Source organism: Polyangiaceae bacterium (assembly GCA_020633205.1).
Taxonomy (GTDB): domain Bacteria; phylum Myxococcota_A; class Polyangia; order Polyangiales; family Polyangiaceae; genus JAHBVY01.
Window position 1 is genome coordinate 534407 of sequence record JACKEB010000011.1, and the last position, 20206, is coordinate 554612.

12 protein-coding genes are annotated in these 20206 nt (G+C 64.9%); 5 read left to right on the plus strand and 7 right to left on the minus strand.

The window, feature by feature from the left end:
• Positions 1-79 precede the first annotated feature (79 nt).
• On the plus strand, positions 80-2743 hold the full coding sequence (locus H6718_08935; protein ID MCB9585510.1) for a HEAT repeat domain-containing protein: 2664 nt from the start codon (positions 80-82) through the stop codon (positions 2741-2743).
• Positions 2744-2747: 4 nt separating this feature from the next.
• Here the strand turns inward: H6718_08935 and H6718_08940 are convergent, their stop codons facing one another.
• Entirely contained in the window at positions 2748-4226 is a 1479-nt protein-coding gene (locus H6718_08940) for a hypothetical protein (protein ID MCB9585511.1), read from the minus strand.
• Positions 4227-4619: 393 nt separating this feature from the next.
• On the opposite strand from H6718_08940, the gene H6718_08945 reads away from it, so the two are divergent.
• From H6718_08945 to H6718_08955, 3 genes are all read left to right on the plus strand, one after another.
• On the plus strand, positions 4620-5381 hold the full coding sequence (locus H6718_08945) for a hypothetical protein (GenBank protein ID MCB9585512.1): 762 nt from the start codon (positions 4620-4622) through the stop codon (positions 5379-5381).
• Positions 5382-5849: 468 nt separating this feature from the next.
• Positions 5850-7073 (plus strand): hypothetical protein, encoded by a 1224-nt coding sequence (locus H6718_08950; protein ID MCB9585513.1) that lies wholly within the window; start codon positions 5850-5852, stop codon positions 7071-7073.
• 50 nt (positions 7074-7123) lie between these two features.
• A complete protein-coding gene (locus H6718_08955; GenBank protein MCB9585514.1) occupies positions 7124-7795 on the plus strand; it encodes a methyltransferase in 672 nt (223 codons plus the stop codon).
• 74 nt (positions 7796-7869) lie between these two features.
• Here the strand turns inward: H6718_08955 and H6718_08960 are convergent, their stop codons facing one another.
• Both H6718_08960 and H6718_08965 read right to left on the minus strand, forming a co-directional pair.
• Positions 7870-8151, minus strand: coding sequence for a chorismate mutase (locus H6718_08960; GenBank protein ID MCB9585515.1), 282 nt, complete (start codon positions 8149-8151; stop codon positions 7870-7872).
• 17 nt (positions 8152-8168) lie between these two features.
• On the minus strand, positions 8169-9374 hold the full coding sequence (locus H6718_08965; protein MCB9585516.1) for a VWA domain-containing protein: 1206 nt from the start codon (positions 9372-9374) through the stop codon (positions 8169-8171).
• A 77-nt stretch (positions 9375-9451) separates the two neighbouring features.
• Here H6718_08965 and H6718_08970 point away from each other — a divergent pair, with 77 nt between their 5' ends.
• The gene (locus H6718_08970; GenBank protein ID MCB9585517.1) at positions 9452-12601 is read left to right on the plus strand and encodes a carboxypeptidase regulatory-like domain-containing protein; all 3150 of its coding nucleotides are present in this window, start codon (positions 9452-9454) and stop codon (positions 12599-12601) included.
• Positions 12602-12697: 96 nt separating this feature from the next.
• Here H6718_08970 and H6718_08975 read toward each other — a convergent pair whose 3' ends face one another.
• From H6718_08975 to H6718_08990, 4 genes are all read right to left on the minus strand, one after another.
• Positions 12698-14092 carry a hypothetical protein gene (locus H6718_08975; protein MCB9585518.1) on the minus strand — a complete coding sequence of 465 codons (1395 nt, stop codon included), beginning with the start codon at positions 14090-14092 and terminating at the stop codon, positions 12698-12700.
• A 312-nt stretch (positions 14093-14404) separates the two neighbouring features.
• Positions 14405-15193, minus strand: a complete 789-nt coding sequence (locus tag H6718_08980) for a hypothetical protein (protein MCB9585519.1) — start codon at positions 15191-15193, stop codon at positions 14405-14407.
• Positions 15194-15382: 189 nt separating this feature from the next.
• Complete coding sequence (locus H6718_08985; protein ID MCB9585520.1) at positions 15383-17779, minus strand: glycosyl hydrolase; 2397 nt, start codon at positions 17777-17779, stop codon at positions 15383-15385.
• The gene (locus tag H6718_08990; GenBank protein ID MCB9585521.1) at positions 17776-20070 is read right to left on the minus strand and encodes a hypothetical protein; all 2295 of its coding nucleotides are present in this window, start codon (positions 20068-20070) and stop codon (positions 17776-17778) included. The genes H6718_08985 and H6718_08990 overlap by 4 nt, the downstream gene beginning before the upstream one ends.
• Between the last annotated feature and the right edge of the window lie 136 nt (positions 20071-20206).

Consider the following 20206-nt stretch of genomic DNA (forward strand, 5'->3'; position numbering starts at 1 on the left):
AGCCACATTCGAAGATTGAACGCCGCGTGACGGCTCGAGTTGGAACCGTCGCCGGGGCTGAGGGGCCCCGAGGTGAGCGATGCGAATGTGGTCGGATTTCGCCCGCCCGTATGAGGGTGCGGGCGGGCGGAATCCGGATTTTTTGGTCGGCTGTTGGGCGTTGTGCGCCGCGGAAGCGGGGATGCGCTTGCGCTGCTTTCAGCGCCTCGCTACGGGCTTGGGGGTGAAGTCGCGTTCTCTCCTTCGCTCGTTGACCTTCGGCGTGTTCACCGGGGCGTCGTTGCTCTGGGCAGCGAGTGCTGCGGGGGCCAATGCCGTCACTCCTGCGCCACCTGGCGGTGCCAAGCTCGCGGTTGGCTTCGATGCCATGGGAGATCTGAAGGGCGCGCTCTGCCGAAAGGAGCCGTGTGAGATCGGCAGTGGTCAGAGCGTGGGCCTGCCCGAGGAGTTGCGCGCCAGCAAGGAGAAGGCCAGGCTCTCGATAGTTCCGCTCGGAAAAGGCAGCTATGTCGTGCACGTCGCTGTGCCACGGACACCAGGCAGGGCCTGGGAGGCGTTGGTTGGGCAACGTGGTGGCAAGGTAGTCGTTGTTTTCGCCGGAGAGACGGGGCCGGTAACCGGTGCTGAGGGCGAACGTAGTGGTGCAGTTGTCAACGTCTCTGAAGCCACCAGCGATGGCTCTCGGCGCGTCGTCGTGGGTGAGATGTTGGAGAGCATGTCCTTGTGTGGGCGGCCGGCGGTCCTCTCCCCCAAACTGCTGCTCCCAAAGGACATGAAGCTGCACTCGGCGAAGGTGCAGCGCTTGACCCCTGAGGAGCGAGCCAGTGCGATCTCACTGACCGCGACCGTGGTCGACCCCGAGAGCAAGCCCGGTCCGAGCTTGCTACGCGCCATCTCTGCCAGCAGCGCGGTGGGGAACCCGAGCGCGTTGACCGATGGCGATCTCGAGACTACCTGGGCGGAGGGACGCGGAGGCTCCGGGCGTGGAGAGTTTGCCTTGATGCTGTCGCCGCCGGAGGTGCCGCTCAGCGCCTTTGAGTTCGTCATCCGGCCCCCGAGTCGTGAGGTGGCCCACGGCAGCGCGCCAAAGAGCTTCTTTTTGGCGCTGACCAAGCAGCTCTTCAAGGTAGAGATGCCTGAAGACGCATGGCAGTTCCCTGGTCGGCGTTACCGCGTGGAACTAAACGAGGCAGTGACCAGCGACTGCGTCGCACTGGTGACGGATGATGCGTTCGACGAGAGCAAGTCGTCCCAGGTCAGCTTCGCCGAGCTGAACGCCGTGAGCAGCTTCGACACGCAAAACCTCGAAGGGTTGGTGGGTGCGCTGGCCGGAGGCGGCGAGCGCGCCGAGGCTGCTGGCGCCGTGCTGAGAGGTCTTGGCGCGCCCGCTTTTGCGGAGATCCGCAAGCGCTTCAAGTCCCTCGATGCCGGCGGTCGGCGAGTGGCTCTCGACGTGATGGATCACGCGCCGTGCTCTGACTCCGCGACCGTGTATGTGGAGGCCTTACTCTCCAAGTATGAGGCTCATCGAATCCATGCGGAAGCGAGAATTCGGCGCTGCGGTGAGGCCGCTGTCCAGCCGCTGACGTCAGCGCTCGGTGGCGCCTCCGGACCGCGCGCGGCACAGATCCTCGCGGCAGTTGCACCCGCAGCAGCGGTGGACGCTCTGATGGCGCAATTGGTTGCCCTCGCGCCCGGCGCGAAGCCACCCCCAGCAGCGCCGCGCACGAAGGCAGGCATCGCAAAGTACAAGCAGCAACGCGCGGCGCAGGTGAAGAACAGCAAGCTCCGGGCGGCCTACCGTTCGGCGCTTGCGGTGGCCGCTAGTCAACCTGCGGCGACCCAGGTGGTGGCCAAGCAGCTCGCCAAAGCGCTGCCCAAGAACGCGCGCATCGACCTCTTGCGGGCGCTTGGCGGCGGTGTCGCTAGGCACCCAGGTGCACTGGCCAGCCTGAATACTTTGCTGCGCCAAGGCGGCGATTTTCGCACGCGGTACCTCCTGATAGCGCCGCTGAGCGAGCTGGCGAAGAAGTCTCCTGCAGCGCGCGCGGAGCTTTCGCGCCTGTTGGCGAAGGACCCTAGCGGCCATATTCGTGCGGAAGCGGCTCGATCCATCGACGAGCCGAGTCAATTCCAGAAGGAGTTGCTCACGGCGCTCGGGGATCGCGAGGTGCGCGTGCGCGAGGCCGCGGCGTCGGTGCTCTCGGGGCCCAACGCTGGTTTCGCCGAGGCTCCGTTGACTTCTCGACTAACGGAAGACCGCTGGCCCCTGGTGCGCGCAACCGCTGCTCGCAGCCTGGGTGATCTTCCGGCTTCACCTCGCGTCGACGCCGCGCTGGCTTCGGCGCTCGAGGACGAGTCGCCTCATGTTCGCCGTCCAGTGGTGCTGGCACTCGGAGCGCGGGGCGCATTGCGCTACTCGAAGGCGGTCGCAGAACGCCTCGAGGATCGTGAAGAAAAGGCCGAGGTGCGCGCTGCGGCTGCGTTGGCTTTGGGGCGGATGTGCGCCGTGGACCAGGTGGACCTGCTGGAGTCGTACGCGACGAAACTGGCGAACCCCTTTTCGGATCCAGAGCTCCGTCCCGTGGCCGCCGCAGCGCTCTTGAGCCTCGGCAAGCTTCACCCCACGGATTTACGCGCGCGGCTCGAGCCATTCTTCAAGCCAGAAGCGCCCCGCGCAGCGAAACAAGCCGCCGAGACCATGCTCAAGGCACCCCCCGGGTGTGGCAAGCCGAAGAGCTGAGCCGTCAGGGCAGCACATAGCCGAGGAGGCTCTCCGTGACTTGCCCCTCGCAGGTGGGGCTGGTCGACACGAAGTGATCGCCGTTTGAATCCACGCGGCAACGGTAGAGTTCTACCCAACCGCTGGTTGGGTTCTGCATCACGTAGCCGACGGGCCCGAGGGGCTGAAGATTCTCGCAGTTGGGATCCGTGCTCAATAGGTTGTGCTGCCCAACGGCGCACTCGTAGAGCAGGCGAGAGCCCGCCACGGCGTCACGATTCAACCGGTAGGATGACTCGGCGGTGAACCCCGGAGGAGCGAGGCGGGTGGATGCCCAGTGTCCACGGGTGGGGTGGCTGCTGCGGGTCAGTCGCACGTAGGGGAGGTCTTCGAAGCCACAGCTCAGCTGGGGCGGGCTCAGGTCGTTACGATTTGCGAGGGCCCAAGTAGCCCAAGCGGGCTTGGCGTTCCCCGCCTCGTCGCGCAGCCCCAGACCGAGGCCAGCGGCCGTTTCCGCAGGGTGATCCTTCATGCGATGGTAGATGTAGTTCTCGATGCCCGGCGTGCCGAGCACGTTCCGGAAGGAGTCACAGACACCACTCGCCTGCGCTTCTGGGGTCGACTGGGGCGCGAGTGAGTTGACTCCACTCTCCGTAAGCTGGATTTCCCAGGTGCTCGGCTTGCTCGGGAACTCACGCCGCAGCCAGCCGGCCAGTACCCCAATGTTGCCGTAGGTCACCTTGGGGTAATCATCGGCAGAGAATTCAGGGGCGAGCAGGTTTGGGGGGTACGGGTGATAGGCCACGCGCCAGTTTCGGTTGCCTACCAGGCCCGCAAACTGCTTGAGGAACGTCTCGCCGGAGAGCAGCGGGTTGGTGGCCGAAGGGGCGTCGAATGACGCGCCGAAATGGTGCTCGAGGGATACCAGCACCTTCGCGGTGGTCTGTTCGCCCAAGATGGCGTCATATGCGGCGGAGTAATTGGCCGTATAGGTGCTGATCCAGGCGTCCTTGTCGCAGGGCGTGCCCTGACCACACCCGATATCGAACCAATCGTTCGCGTTGACTTCGTTGTGGATCACGAAGTCTGCGATCCGCCCGTTGCCTCGCGTGCCGTCGTAGCGCTGGGCCAGCATGCCCGCGAAGCGCCCGTAGTTTGCTGCGTCTTTTGGCGCGCAGAAGATCTCGAAGCCGGCGCTCACTGGACTGCAGTTATCCACGCGTGCCCAGGCAGGGACGCCGTACACGACCGCGCTGACGACCACTCCTGCGGCGGTGTAGTCGCGGATTGCGTTGTCGACGTTCGTATCAATACGGAAACAGTGTCCGTCGTATTCTTGGCTGTCAGCGCCGCAAGGCGGCGCGCTGACGCTGCCTTCCCAGCTGGACCACACCAGATTCATCGCCACGCCGCCGGCGTTGTTGCCCACCACCTCCGAGATCGGGCTCCAGAAGTCCGGCTGGAGTCCTTTGATGCGATACGCGCTGCGCGTGGGGTAAGCCAAAGAGCCGCCGCCGCTACCTCCAGCGCCGCTGCCTCCCGCTGCGCTGCCTCCCGCTGCGCTGCCTCCCGCTGCGCTGCCGCCAGCTCCAGCTCCTCCGACCGTTCCGCCTGCGCCGCCGTTTCCCGCGCCGTCTGGCCAGCCTCCGCCGCCAGCCGTGCTTCCGCCGCCGCCTTGATTTCCGCCGCCGCCCGCGTTTCCCAGGTTTCCGCCGGACCCCGCTGAGCCACCCGATTCGCCACAACCCAGCGCAATCAGCGCGCCGAACACCAGCAGTCGCCGCATTCCCGCAGCATAGGGGAATCAGGCGCAGACAGGTGCCGCGGACTCAGTTTTCAGCGACGCGACATTAGGTAGCCTACTCACATGGGGCTAGGCTAAAGCAGCGAACGAACCATGACCCACGAAGCAAGCCAGACCATCGCCGACGCGGACACCGAGGGCTCGGCCACTCTGGAGTTGCTCGGCACGGCCGCGTGGGCGGCGCTCATCGCCAGCTTGCTTGGCGCGGTGCCTGGCGCGGTGAGCGCGAGTTCAGCCGGGGCGTCTTTCCCTCTGGCCTGGGTGGCGCTGGTCGGTGGTTCGGCGTTGCTGCTGTTGCCCTTCTGCATTGCCCTGAGGATCCAGCTCGGGCGCGGTGCTGTGGGGCGGCGCGGGTTGATGGTACTCGTCGCGAGCTTGGGTCTCAGCGCGCCGGTACTCAGTATTCTGCTCAAGTTGCTCAAGACGGGCACGCACCATCGCCCTCTCGGTGCGGCGACGTTCGCAGGTTTGGCACTGATCTCCCTGCTGGGTGCGCTGGCCGTGGTAGGGCGCTTGGGTAGCTTCGCGGGTCGTGACGGTGCCGCGGGGAAGCGTGCCGCCCTGCTCTTGAAGGTCGCCGTTGGCGTGGGAGCGCTAGGACTGCTCTACGCTTCACTCCCGTTGCTCGGGGCGGGCAAGGGTGCGCTGCTCGGCGCGCTGCTCTTGATTGGAGTCTCTGGCGCGCTGTGCTGGCTCGGTCTACCGAAGGTCAGCGGCACGCTGGCGCGGGTTGGTGTCGCGCTGTGTCTGCTGCTGAGCGTCATGAGCGGCGTGTTGCTGCGCTCCGGTGACTTGCTGGAGACCTTGCAGAAGCAAGCTCCCGTCAGCCTGGGCGCTGGCTGGCTCTGGGGCTGAACGGCCTGGGTCGCAAGCCGCTTGGCGGAGTCGCGTTTGCTGGTGGCGCCTCCAGGCCGCAGTGCAGCTTGACAGGCCGCAGCGCAGCTCGACAGGCCGCAGTGCAGCTGAGCAGGCCGCAGTGCAGCTGAGCAGGCCGCAATGCGGCTGAGCAGGCCGCAATGCGGCTGAACAGAGCGCAATGCAGCTGAGCAGGCCGCAATGCGTCATGTGCTGAACGCGTGAGCAATCCGCAGCCTTGTCAGGTCGCGGCCGGGGGGACTCTCCGAAAGCTCGTGCCGGCCAAGGCAGGTTGACTCGAAGAGTGCACCGCGTCGCGTTGACGAGGGGCAGTGGCAAACTTAACTTTTGTCTTCTGTGCGCGTCGCAGCTTCGCACCCCTCCTCGAGCACGGCTCTCGCTCGGCGTCGATCGACGCTTGGTTCGCCGCGCGCTCACCACTGGTTTCGTCGCCTAGCCGCGCTGTTGGTGCTTCTGCTCGTGGGTTTGGGGGTGAGCAGCGCCTTCGCTGAGCCGGAAGCTAGCGCGCCGCCCGGAACTCAGGGTTACGTTCCACCTCATGACGCGCCTCACGTCCCGCCAGAGCTGGTGGCGGCGCGCAGAGTGCCCCCTGGCTTCACCAGCTATCAGGGTGGTTGGCTCACCATCGTCTACCCAGTCGCCATGCGCGACAAGGTGCAGCCGTTGATTGCGGAAGCCGACAGTTTCCGCAAGGTTTTGTCGACTTCGCTCGGGCGGCCGGTTTTGCTCGCTGGCGACAAGAAGGAGCCCCCGGTTTGGGTGATCGTGGCGCGCTCTCCAGTAGAGATGGTGTCGTTTGCTCCCGACGGCTACCCGCCCCCAGCGTACGCCTCCGGGGTGGCTTACTCCTCGATTGGTCTGGTGTTGCTGACCATCGATCCGGTGAGCCCAGGTCAGCCCCATGTGCTGGAAGAAGTTTTTCGCCACGAGCTAGCGCACGTCGCGCTGTACGACGCGGTGGGTGGCGCTCATGTTCCGCGCTGGTTCAATGAAGGCTTCGCGGTGCACGTCTCCGGTGAGAGCTCCCTGGCACGGCTTCAGACGTTGTGGGTCTCCACGGTCGGTAACACGTTGATCCCGCTTTCGACTCTGGATAACGGTTTCCCTGCGGATTCTGACCGGGCCGCCGTTGCTTATGCTCAGAGCGCGGACATCGTGCGCTACCTGCTGCGAAAGCAAGATACCGAGCGCTTTGGCAGCTTGCTCGAGCGCGTGCGTCCACGCGCGGGGAAGCCGGGGCAGCCCTTCGAGGCCGCGTTCAATGACGCATACGGCACCAGTCTCAGCCAGCTCGAGTTCGAGTGGCGCGCAGACGCCGCGAAGCGCTACACCTTCTGGCCGGTACTCTTCAGCGGTGGCTTTGTTTGGGCAGGCGCGTTGGTGCTGTTTGGCTTGGCCTGGCGCCGCCGTCGGAAGCATCACCACGAGACGCTCGCGCGCTGGGAACGCGAAGAGGCGGAGGAAGACCGGCGCCGCGCTCTGGCACAAAATGCGGTCCGCGTGCACATCGTGGTTCCCGGTGCCGAGTCCAGCATTGCGCTGCGTGAGATGGGCAGCGAGATCGACACGGAAGAAGTCGACGAGGAGCGACCCAGCGGCGAGATGGCGCCGCCAAGCGACCGAGGCGTGCCCAAGGTTCGACACGAAGGTTCCTGGTATACGTTGCACTGAGGCCCTCGCCGCTCGAATGCGTCGGCGTGATGGTGCCGCGGCTACTTCCCATGACTGCGACATCGGATGTCGATATTGCCGCGCGGATTCAAAGTTTGACGGAGGTCAGCGCCCCGTACAGTTGCCCCGAGCTGCCCATGTGGCTTGGCTCTCCCCAAACGCCGCTCTGGCGCGCCAGCGAGGCCGAGCTCAACGCTTGGCAGTGCCCAGAGCCTTACTGGGCCTTCGCATGGCCCGGCGGGCAAGCGCTGGCGCGCGTCGTCCTCGACCAACCGGAACTGGTGCGTGGGCTCGATGTCTTGGATTTTGGTGGTGGCGGGGGGGTGCTCAGCCTGGCGGCGCTCCGCTCGGGAGCGCGACGCGTCGTGCTGAGCGAGCTGGATCCCTGGGCGCGCATCGCGGCGCAGCTCAACCTGGGCTTGAGCCCAGCCCTGCCGAAGCAGGACATGCAGGTGCGGCTCGAGGATTTGATTGGGCGTGACGTCGATGAACAGGTGATCCTGGTCGGCGACGTGCTGTACGAGGAGGCCCTGGCTTTGCGTGTGCTCCCGTGGCTCCGGCGGCAAGCCAGGCGCGGGGTGCGGGTGCTCATCGGCGAACCGGGGCGAGGTCATGCTTCGCTCGTGAATGCCCGGGAAATCGCGCGGGTGCTGGCGCCTACGGATACTGGTTTGGACGGCAGCATCCTCAAGGAGCTCGGTGTCGTGGAGCTGCCCTGCTGACGCAGAGCTGCCTTGCTGATGCAGAGCTGCCTTGCTGATGCACTGCGTTGCCGTGCGGCAATCCATGTGGCGAGCTATTTCTGCTGGCTCACGTGCACTTGCTCGAGGCGCCGGCTTTCGTCGATCAAGCGCTCGAAGATGCGTCGTACGGTCTCTTGGGTGAGGGGCGAGCGACACGCAGCGGAGAGCTTGTCCAACACGTCCCGCTCTCGAGCAGGATCGTAGACGCGCAAGTTGCGAGCGCGTTTGAAGTCTCCGACTCTCAGCACCACCTCCACGCGTCTCGCCACAAGCTCCAAGATCTCTCGATCCAGCGCGTCGATAGCGTCTCGCAGCTCAGCTAGCTCGGGGTCCACAGCCGGCTACTCTACACTCACTTCAGCTCGGTCGGGCAGCCTGAGACGATTTGAACCTGGTCGACTTTGGCGCTCTGCAGCTCCACGCAGCGGTCGCCAACGATCTCGATGTGCGTGTCGTCTACCCAGCGCCAGCCGTCGCTCTGATCGCTGGGGATCAGAGCGCTGTCGAAGTAGACGTTCACCTTGTTCCGATCCGGCGGCTTCGCGTTGAGCTCGATGGTGCAGCTGATCGCTACCGCCAGACCAATCTGAACCAGGGCATCGCTGAGCGCCTGAGGAGAATCCGCCGGATAGTAGCGGGGCTCAACTCCACGAGAGCGCCCACCAGCTACCGCGAGCTGGTTCAGGGTGTCCTGGTAAGGCTCGCTGCCCTTCATGCCAATCACGAAGGTATCTACGCCGCCGGCGCGTAGCTCAGCCACGCGAGCGACGCTGGGCTCTCGATCCAGACAGTTGAGCTGAGCACCCAAGGCAAAGTTGGGGTCGCAGCAGTTCAGCTTCGCATCACACTCGAAACCACCGACTGTAGCCCCTTCGATGTTCAGCTGGCACTCCTCGGCGGTGCAGTCCTGCTTGGAGTTGCAGTTTGGCCCGCCGTCGGTGGCCAAGATCACGTAAGTGCGGCGGTCTTCGTTGAGCAACGACGAGCGGAGCACCTCGAGGGTGGAGGAGACGGGCGTGCCGCCTCGCACGGGCGCGTCGTCCAGCGCGTTGAGCAGACCGCGCAGGGTGGCGCTCGTTCCCGATTCCGGGTTGGGTTCGCCGGCTCGCAGCGCATACACCTCGGAGCCGGCGGCACACTCACCGATCCCCGGATTCGGAAACACCGCCGCGCCGTAGCGGACGTGAGGACCGACCAGCTGCAACACGTCTCTGATCGCATCGTGAGTTGCTTCCGCGAGGCTCCGCCCAGAGACCTCTTGGTTCATGCTCCCCGAGTGGTCCACAACGAAGTACAGGTTCGGCCGCTCATCCACGATTGGGATCAACTCGTTGCCGCAGAGCCCGCTTGCGTCGAGCGGCGGTGGATCATCGGTTCCGCTCTCGATGAAGCCCGCGTCATTGACCGGTTTCTGGGTCGCGGCGGGCGGGGGCGCGCGCTCTTCGGCGCCACAGCCGGCTGCCATCAGCGCTCCCCCAGCCACCGCGAGGCCCAGCACGATGGCTTGAGACAGGCGCTTGTGCAGCGCGCTGACTGGCGGGGGAGGGGCGCACTTCACCACCCAAGCAGGGTACTTCGCCGCGTATTGGACGGCAAACGCTGGTCCGGGCTCGAGCTGGAGGTATCGTCCCGGGGTTGAGCGACCCGAAACGCAAATCAGCCGATTCGCCAGGCAAGCGTCCCACGCCGGAAGCAGGGGATGCTGGAGCCAAGGGTGCTCGCGTCGGGGACGCAGCGAAGAATGCCGTGCGCGGCGAGCGCTTCGCGCGCTGGGCCTACTGGCTCGCCGCGCTGGTGTGTTTGGTGTTCCTCGCGGGGCTGATGGACACTCGACTGATCCCGCCGCTGACCTCAGGTCCCGTTGCACCCTCACCCCCAACCCCGGTCGAGGAGCGAGACGGACGGCTGCTGGTGCTCGCGGTGGATGGTCGCGGTTGCGTGAAGACCCCTGTCGATGCGGGAGCCGACGCTGGGGGCGACCGAGCGGTGGATTGCAGTAGCGCGCCGCCGGTGGCTGGCGCGACGGTGAGGCTGTTCTTACGGCTTGGCGATCGCTACTACGCGTCGGGGCAGGGTACCACGGACGAACAGGGGACCGTGTCTCTAGAGGCGTTGCCGCGCGGAGCCACATGGGTGCTCGTGAACGCGGAGGGTTTCGCTCGCAGCAGCGCCCAGCTCGTGGTCGAAGGCCTGGAGGCTCCCGAAGACGTGCGTCGCGCGCGGGTGGTGCTCGAGCCCGCGCAGCAGCTGACCGTCAGAGTGCAAGATGAAGCGGGCAACCCGCTTCCAGACGCCACCGTGCTCGCGACGGGTGGTGACCCATTGCCCCACGGCGGGCTCACCGACAAGCACGGCAAGCTGGAGTTCACCAGTCTGGGGCGCGCGCCGTGGACGGTGAAGGCCTCCGCTCGAGGTTATGAATCCCAGACGCAGTCGGGAGTGACCGGGGACTTGATGCTGACCCTGCGTCGTCTGGGAAGCCTGAGCGTGAAGGTGGTCGACGTAGGCGGTGGGCCGGCCCAAGGCGCGGACGTGCTGATTTCGGGCTCTGGGTTGTGGCCGGCGCGCCGAGCGCGCACCGACGCGCTGGGAATCACCCGTATCGGCGGCTTGCTGTCGGGCGCATATGACATCCGCGCGGAAAAAGCCAGCGCGGTTAGCCATACCTTGATCGGACACCAGGTCACCAAGGGTGAGCACGCCGAGGTCACGCTCCAGCTCTTGCCTGGGCGCATGGTGCAGGTCGTGGTCAGCGGTGGCAGCGAGGAGCAGAGCGAGCTAGTCCAAGGTGCGGATGTCGTGCTCACGGAGTTCGGCTTGAGCTCGTTTCCCATTCAAGGCACCACGGGCAGCGACGGCAGCGTTACCCTTGGCCCCATCGCGCCAGGGCCTGCGACGGTTTCGGCTCGCGCGACGGGGTTCGTTGCGCGAGGGGGAGTGCCGGTTCCAGAGCAGCTCGACGGACCCGTGAAGATCAGCTTGCTCAAGGGCGCCACGCTGATCGGGTTGGTTAAGGACACCAATGACAACCCCGTTGACGGTGCGTCCATCGAGATCATCGGAACTGACATCGACGGCATGCCCGTCGCGGAAACGCCGCAGCTCACCGCCTTCCGCGACCTGCACTTTGCCTGGGCGCTGGCGGGACCAAGTCCGCTGATCCCCGCGGGCGAGCTCGGGGTCATGCCGGGACCGATTCCGCCGATCCCCAAGGACTGGCCTCCTAGTTCCGCGGGGATGGTCTTCCAAGACTTCGATCAGGGACGCCAATCCGACTATGTGCCTTGGGTGACCGGGCTGGACGGCCGCTTCAGAGCGCACCCAGTGACGCCAGGTCGCGTGCGCGCGCTGGTGCGCCACCCGGCGTACGTCGAAGGCATCAGCGACGTCGTGACCTTGGGGCCCGGGGGTGAAGCGGAGGTCGAGGTGGTGCTGAAAGCGGGTGGTACGCTTGAGGGCAGACTGGTCGACAAGGGCGGTTTTGGGGTCAGCGGTGCACGCATCGACATCATGGCGCTCGAGGGAACCCTCGAGCGCACAACCGTGACCGCGAGCGACGGTACGTTCGCGTTTGCTGCAGTGCCCGAGCAAATCTTGCTGAACGTCTACAGACCCGATGACTTCGATCGCGTGGTCATCACGAAGGTGATCGAGGTCCCCGAGGGCGGGAAGAAAGAGATCGAGATCACACTGCCTGAAGAACGTGAGCCGATTGTGGTGCGGGTGGAGGCAGGGCGTGGTGATCCGGTCGAGATGGCTCAGGTGAGCGTGCTCAGCCTCGACCCCGAGGAGCCCCTGCGGGCCACTTTCTTCAGCGACGAGCGCGGTGAGGTGAAGGTCGAGGACGCTCGCGGTCTGCCCCTCGAAGTGGTGGTGACGGCGCCTGGCTACGCACGCGCGCAGGTGCAGCTGAAGCAGGCGGCTGAGCTGGTCAGCGTCAAGCTCGAGACCGCAGTCAGTGTGATTGGCCAGGTGACGGCGGTGCGCGGTCGGCGCTCCGTGGAGGGCGCGAACATCCTCTTGATCAGCGGTGGCGAGCAGAAGGGCGCGCTTACTGACTCCGACGGGAAATTCCGCATAGATAATGTGACGCCGGGTCCTGGGCGGCTCGTGGTGAGCCATCCGGAGTTCGCTCGCGTCGAGCGCAACTTGAGCATTGAGCGCACAGAGCGCGAAGACCGCCCGGTTGAACTCGAGACGGTGGACCTCAGCGCGCCCGGCGATGTCGAGGGAGACGTCGTGGATACTGACGGCGAACCCGTCGCCGGTGCTCGCGTGGCAGTGGACGTCGCTCCCGCGTTCTTGCCTGTCGGCGCGCTGCCGCCGGGAGTTGCGGTTACCGACTCCAAGGGACACTTCGTCCTCCGCGGCCTGAGCGCTGGAGCAGTGCTGCTCGAGGCATACGCGGCGGATGTAGGGCGAGGGCAGCTCAAGACCGAGGTGAGCGAAGGCGATGCCACGCGGGGTGTGCGAATCGTGTTGAACCTTCCGGTTAGCGACACGGAGCCTGCTGCGACTGGCTCAGTCGCAGTGACTCTGGGCGAGAACGATACGGATCAAGGGGTGGTCGTCGTGCTGGTTCACGTCGCACCAGGGAGTGAGGCGGAGCGAGCAGGCCTCTTGGCAGGCGACTTCGTGCTTGCGGTAGACGGAGTCGACGTGACCGGCATGGTAGATGCGCGACGGCGCATGAGCGGCCCGGTGCGGGGCGACGTGGTGCTGGAGATCGAACGCAACGGCGGCCCGCTCACGCTTCGGGTGCGGCGCGAGCGGGTTCGACGCTAGCCGAACGGTGCGTGCGTCTCCAGAGCTGTTGGGCAACGGCGCAAAACCCCAGCCGTTGCCCGCGAAAGCGTTGAGACGTTGCCGCGAGGCAAGAAGTTACAGGCAGATCATGCTGCGCATGAACGCGCGGTACTTGTCCGAGGAGTCGTACTCGGACCAAGCGACGAAGTTGCCGTTGCCCGCGGTGTTGGTCAGCGAGACGGTTCGGCGAATCGTCCCGCCGTTGGTTGGGTCGTGGATTAGCTGGGCCCAGGCCCGGATTTCTCCGTCGGGCTTCATGATGTTGAAGAGGATTTGGTTTTTCAGGTTGATCGTTGAGAACACGACGGTGTTCATGCCTGTCGCGAGCGGGCTGGTCGGGCCGATCTCGTCGGTGCTGGTAATCATCCGCCGCTCCTTCACGCTGCTTGGCAGCGAGCCACCGACGAAGATGTCGTTGATCTTCGAGGGGAGCACCGGGCCGGTGAAGAGCTTGCCCGGCAGCAGATTTGGTGGCTGATTGACGGTGATGCCCATCACGAAGAAACCGGCGCTGTTACTGGTGATGGTCGCCAAGGCAGTGGGGCGGAGCGTTGGGTCTTCAAACGCGAGCTTCTGCGTAACCCCAAGCTGAGCGGCGGTGGCGCCTGCCCAGCCTTCGCCTTGCTCGTTCATTCCCACATGGATACCGCCAGCATACGCATAGGCGGCCAGCTGGAGCTGTTCTCCGTTGGGCCCATTGATGAAGTCGATCACGGGGGGACCGGCGACCAATTTCGTCGTGTTGGCATTCGGGTGGCAATCCAGCATCCAGTGCAACCCGCCGTTATAGGAAGGTAGCGCATAGTTGGTTTGCCCGATGCACTCGGAGGGGATGGTGATCGGCGTTGCGGTGGGATTCAGCGGCGTTTGAAGGTCGCGACCCTGCAGAGGGAACAACCACTCGGCGAGCCCGTTTGGGGTCCGAGTCAGCAGCTTCAAGTTGTTTGCGTCGCAGCTCAGCCCATCCACGGTCACGCCCGCCGCGCTGTAGCTCCACTGGTTTTCGATGGGGTTGCCGTCGTTCCCGAAGCGCACTCGGAAGAAGTCAACGCCCTCCACGGTTTCGCGCGCGATGAAGCCGTCCTCGCCGCAGCGGGTGACCGCCAAGTTTGGCTCATCGTCCATGGGGGGCAACGAGGTGTCGGTCGTCAGCTCCCTCGCCGTCCCCGCGACGCAAGTCAACATGGTAGCCCCGCCCGCACCCGCGGTTCCGGCGGAGCCTCCTGCTCCGCCTGCTCCGGTTCCAGCGGTCGAGCCGCCGCCGCCGGTGGTTCCAGCGGAGCCGCCGCCCGCTCCGGTTCCAGCGCTCCCGCCCATCCCGCCGTCAGCACCTGAGCCCGCGAGCCCTCCGCTACCGCCAGAGGTTTGCCCCGCGGAACCGCCGTTGTCGACATTCGAGTCGCGCTCCTTGGCGGCACAGCCGACGAGCAGGCCAAGACAACACACCGAAACCAAAAGTTGACTGCGCATAAGATCTCCGAACAAGCGTGGAGGACAGGCCCCAACCGGGCCACAGGCCCCAGCTAAGTCTTGCACGAAAATAGACCGCAGGGCGAGGCTCCTACGGAAGCCCCGCCCTGCTTTTAGCCACGCTTCCGCGGGTGTTTGGCCTTGTTTAGCCGTTCTGCACAGCCGTTCTACACAGCCGTTCTACACAGCCGTTCTACACAGCCGTTCTGGATGGGCGCTCTGCAGAGGAAGCGGCTCTGCACATCCGGACTGCACATCCGCACTGCACATCCGTCCTACAAAGCCGCGCGGTCGGCTTAACCGAAGGTTGCTCTATTTTGGCGTCGCTTCGAGTTCCAGGCTGACCTGGGGCATCTTGTTGACCTTCTTGCTCAGCGTGTCGAATGTCGCCTGAGCGAGCTTGCCGAACGCCTCACGAGGACGCACGTCGTGCTTCTCCATGTCCACGGGGATCGCTTCCTTGCTCTTGATCAACAGCTGGGTCGGCTTGTCCCCCTCGTACTTCACCGTGAGTTCCAGCTTCGCTGTCTTCTCCACGGTGCGCTGATGTAGCCGAAAGTCTCCCGTGACCGTGAGGTCGAGCTTGCGCTCGGCGCCACTGAGCTTCGTGATGTCTTTCTCGCCGTCGGTCTCGACCTTCTTGACCTTGAACTCGATGTAGCGGTTCTTCGCCTTCTCGGCGTCGGGTGCGTCCTTGCCGATCTCGAGCCAGTTCATCACGTGTTCGTTCTGAGTGTCGCTCTTGACCTTCTCACCGAACTCGGCGTTTTCGTTTTCGCGCTTCTGCTGATAGACGACCAGCTTCTCGAGGTCGATTTTCACGAGGCCCGTGGACTTCGTCACGTCGTGTAAATCCACATAGAATTCCCCGCTGGCTGACCCGGGCGCGTCGCCGAAGATCTTCTCAATGGGCGCGTCCATCAGGAACGTTACCTTCGAGGCGTCGGTCTTGACGTCGAAGGCGCTTGCTTCGGTTGGCTTGGCGGCAGGTTCCAGCGAGGAGGACACCGGGGCGGCGTTCTTCGAAGGCCCTTCGTCACACCCGCCGAGTCCGAGTGCGAGACCAAGAGCGAGTGCCGGCATCCAAATGCGTCGAATCATCGAATCTCCTTTGCGCCGGCATGTGTTCCGGCTGGGGCACTAGTACGCCGGTCTCTCGCGCGGGTTTCAAGGCACGTCGGGCGATCTTCGGCCACGGTGGATTTCATTCTGGCCGAAGCTTATGCGCGCTGAGGTCCGAGCGCTGTCTTTTACCGGTTAAACCGCTGCCAGGCGTCAGTTGTCGCCGGCTCAAGGGGCGAGGATTGCCGCTCCGAATCCAGCGAGGTTGATGGTGAGTTTGCCACTGCTGACGCTGACGGAGCCACCGTTCAGCCGATCGGTGAGTGAGCTGCCATCGCTGAGTCCAAGGGAGACAGGCAGGGTGATCTGGGTCGTCGTGCTGTTCGGATCCAGAGACAGCGCGACGATCGCGACCTGTCCCATGTAGACCCGAGCATACGCGAGAAAGGTCTCGGTAGCGTAGAGCGAGCGGTAGTCTCCGCGCCGCAGCGCTGCCAGCTCGCGTCGCGCTTGGCCCACTTTCCGTGTGAAATTTAGCGTCGTGGTTTCGTCACTGGACAAGGCTCCTGGTCCCCGCCACATCGCTCGGTTGTCCGGGTCCGCCCCGCCAAACTGCCCATATTCGTCCCCGTAGTAGAGCAGCGGCGCTCCGGGCAGGGTGAGCAGCCACGCGAGCGCAACCCGTTGCCTGGAGTAGGGCTCCGAGTTTGGCGGGGCGCTGGGCAGGTTGCTCCATTGATTGAAGGCTACGGAGCGGTCGTAGCCGCTTTGCCCGCGATAGGTCGAGATTGACACGAAGCGTGATGAGTCATGGCTGCCGATGAACGGCGTCATGATGCTTCCTTGCGGATATTGAAGCTGACTCTGCTGGGTCCAGTAGTCCGCGTGGAGCAGCCCCTTGTCCTGGTAGGCGAACACCCGATAGGGAACGGCATGATACAGCACGAAGTCGAACTGCCCATCCAGGGCGTATGGGCCGATGTAGTTCGAGATGGTGTCGTACTGGCTCTTGTTGCAGTCGACTGAGCAGTCGCTCCAGCCCATGGCCGTCTCCCCCATCATGAAGTAGCGGTTACCGGCGCCCTCGAAGGTCTGACGCACGCGCGTCGCCAGGTTGCGGATCGCGGCGTCCTCGACGTGCTTCACGGCGTCCACTCGCAGGCCATCGAGGTCGAACTCCTCGAGCCACCACACCGCGTCGTCCACGAACTGCTCGCTAGCCGCGGTGACCGTCCAGTTCACGTCGGGCAGGTAGTCCGTGAAGAGACACTCAAGGCGCTTGTCGGTCCAGTCGCAGCCGCTCGTCCCACACACGCATCCCGTGCGGAACCAGTCCGGGTGTTGAGTCACGTAGGGGTGATTCTCGTGCACGTGGTTGAGGACGAAGTCCATCAACACGCGGATACCGTGGGCGTGGGCTTCCTTCACCAACGCTTTCAGCGCTACCTCTCCCCCCAATCGAGGTTCGACCGTTCGGGGTTCGACGGGCCAGTAGCCATGATAGCCAGTGACCTGATGCACGCCATCGGCGGCCCCGTACGCTACAGCGGGGTTGGTTTGGAAGGGGGTGAGCCACAATGCGCGTACACCGAGGGCATCCAGGGTTCCATCGGCGATGCGGGCGCGTAGTCCGTCGAAATCTCCGCCGTTCCAGTCGGCGCGGGCATCAGTGACCCCAGAGGTTGGGCCCGGGTCGTTGCCCGTGTCGCCATCCTCGAAGCGGTCAGTGACCGCCATGTAGATCACGGCGTCTTGCCAGCTGAATTCCGCGCTCTCGATCCAGAACGGCAGCAGCAAGTCGTCGCTTTGGTGGCCGTCCACATCTTGGACGTGGACGACCAGGGTGTGCTTGCCTTGGGCGAGCCCGCTGAGGTCGATATCGATGGTGTCGGCGCTGAGCGTGCTTGGCGCGCCTTGCTCCCCGCTAGGGCTCCTGTGGCTCACGCTGACGCTGCTGATTGCGGCGCCTGAGATCGCGCGCAACACGTCGAGCTTCGCCTGGAAGGAGCTCTGCGTCTTGGAGCTGCTGGTCACGCTCAAGCGGGGGCGCGTGCAGTCCTCGACGCGCAGGCCCGAGTTTTCGGTTTGGTCGACGTACTTTCGGTAGCCTTGCGCGGGGTCGAACACCCACTCAGTGCCATCCAACACCAGCTTGTACCCGTAGAGCCCCGGTGGTAACTGAAAATCTGCGTGGAAATTGCCTTGGCTGTCAGGACCCTGCATCGGGAGCGCGCTAGCGCTGAAGCCATTCCATTCGCCGGCGATTGAGGCTTGACTTACCACCTTGCCTGCAGGTGGGTCGTAGGTGAGGCTCACGGGGCAGTCGGCAGTCACTGCGCCGCTGCCGGCGGTTCCCCCGCTGCTCATTCCGGCGCTTCCGCCTTGGGAAGTGCCAGCTGAACCACCCGCGGCCGTTCCACCGCTGCCGCCACTAGCAGCTGCTCCGGCACTACCAGCCTGCCCGGAACTACCACCTTGCGCGGCGCTGCCGCCTTGGCCATTGCCGCCGTCGCCAAATCCCTTCGGCGTCTGTTCTCCGGTGTCCCCGCTGCACGCAACGAGCCACAAGGCACCGAGCAGTGCCCACGAGAGCGAGGCGGAACCTCGTAGCGTCGAACTTATCATGCTCTTCTCCCCACGGATCCGTTGCGAAGCCTGCGCCGACGTTGCATCAAGAGTGCTCCCGCCAGCAACGCGAGGCTGCCGCCAAGCCCTCGTCCGTTGCCCTGAGGCATCCGACACCCGCAGCCCGAATCATCGTCAATCGCGCCCGCTGCGCCGCCGTTTTCGCTGCCTCCAGTTGCCCCTGCGCCGGCGTTCGCACCCGTCCCTGCGCTGCCGCCGCCGCCCGTAGCACCGGCGCTCATACCGCCAGAACTCGCGCCCGCGGAGCCGCCCTGGCTACTACCGCCACTGCCCGCGCTGGAACCACCGGCTCCCGAGCTGCCCGCTCCGCCACTGCCCGTAGAGCCTTCCGCATAAGTTCCACACGGAATTAGATTTTGGGGTGCCTCGCGGTCCATCAGCGCCAAGCTGTAGGCCCCGGCGCCGAAACCCACCATGGGGTTCTCGCCGCGGTAGTCTGCGCTCGTGGCGTCGTGCAACTCCGAGATCTGCCGATAGTTCTCCGACGCTTGATCGGTGATCCAACTGATCAGCTCGGTACGCCCCGGGTCCTGCATCTTGCGCATCGCATAGGCGGTTCGCAGGTCGACGAACACCCACTCCTGGCTGTCGTACCAGCCGCCGTCGTCGTTTCGGAAGAAGCCTCTACCGCTTGCTGGAACCAGGGCCGAGCGCATCGAAGCGAGGGTCGCCTTCGCGCTCTCACCTTGAGGATCGAGCAAGCCAAAGCCGACGGCTTCTATGGCGGCGGCGTCCAGGAAGCCGGAGCCCGACTGCAGCTCCTCGAGGCTCTGGGCGAGCGTGTGGTCTGGGGCGCGAAGCTCCGTGAGCAGCGCATTCTGCGCGGCGGACCCAGCGTCTCGATACGCCGCCGCTTTGGTGGTGTCGAGAACCTGCTCGGCCATCGTTGCCGCGCGGCAAAGTCCGTTGGCCGCGGTGAGCGTTGTGTATGCGAAGTGCTTTTGCTGGCCCTGCCAGTGCACCTCCCAGATCGACGAATCAGCAGCGATGAGGCCGGACGGTTCCTGCAATGCGAGGAGTGGGTCAGCCACCTTGGAACTGACGTCCGCCCAGACACTCTTCACCCAGTCTAGATCGCTGCTCTGCTGCAGGTACTCGTGGATCGTCCACAGGAAGAGCCCAAACCCGTCGAACTCGATGTTTGGCCCAAACTCGTTGAAGTCCGTCTCCTCCACGCCGTCACCGAAATAGCGCGTGATGGAGATCTGATACGGCACACCTACCTCGGTCTGGTAGTGCCCAGAGTCTGCTCCGAGCTGAAACTCCAGGGCCGCCTTTGCTTCCGCGAGGTGTCCGGCGCGCGCGAGCGCCACCACGGCGTACGCCATGTCGCGAACCCAAGAGATGTTCCACATGCCGGTTGGCAGGCTGGCCAGGATCTGTCCGTTGCCCCGCCCCGGCTCACGCACTTGACCCATGCGCAAGATCGCCATCGACTGCTCGAACAGGCTCTTCTCTGCCCCTTGCAGCGAAGGATAGGAGGCCGAGGCGTGCCAAGTTTGCCATTCGGCGCGCTCCGCTTCGAGCAGCTGCTGCGGCGAGCGGCCAGCGATCCAGCTCCTGACGGCCTGGATTCGCGGCAGCACGTCCCCTCCGGAGTCGACCACGGCATAGCCGCCGAACCACGCTGAGTCCCCGACGTTCAGCGTGCCGAGGGACCACTGCAGCCCCCCCACCGCGTCGTCGAAGGTGCCATTGGTGCCAGCGTTGTCCGCCAGATCGTTACCACCCTGGAGTGACCCGTAGGGGTTGCTCGGCGAGGCGCCATGGTGAGCGGGCGTCGCGATGGCTCCGTATCCGATCGCCGCGCCGCTGGGTCCCCACTCCATGAATGCGTTCTCGCTGCTTTGCCAGACGATGGTTTCGCCAGAGCTAGCGGGCTCGGGAGCGCCAGATCCCATGTGGAAATTGTACAGCAAGTAGCCGTCTACGCTGGTTGGGCTGCCGGATGTTCTCTCGACCCGTACTAGGTCCACGTAGGCGTGCTCACCTAGCTCAGTCGGCGCGAAGATGTACTCGTCCACTCGCAGGCCCATCACGTCACGCCGGACGTGGATGATGCCCGTTCCGACCTCGTACTCGACCAGGCTTGGAGTCACCTCGCCGAGCCAGCTGCCGCTTCCGCCAACCCGCACGCCGGGGTAGCTGTCGTAGGCGAAGTCGCGGGTCTGCGCGCCGTTACTTCGCGCTCGATAGATATGCTCAAGGAAGCCGCCAATGCGGTGTTGAGCCACGTCGTAGACGACCGCGGAGCGTCCATTGGTCGACACCAGCGTATTGGTGGAGCGGTGTGGGGCCACCTGCGCGTGAGCGGTCGCGCATAAGCTCAACGCTGCGAGCACTCCCAACGCACTTGTTGGGCGGACGAGCGACCGGCGTAGCTGCTGGCGCGAGTGTTGAGTCGAA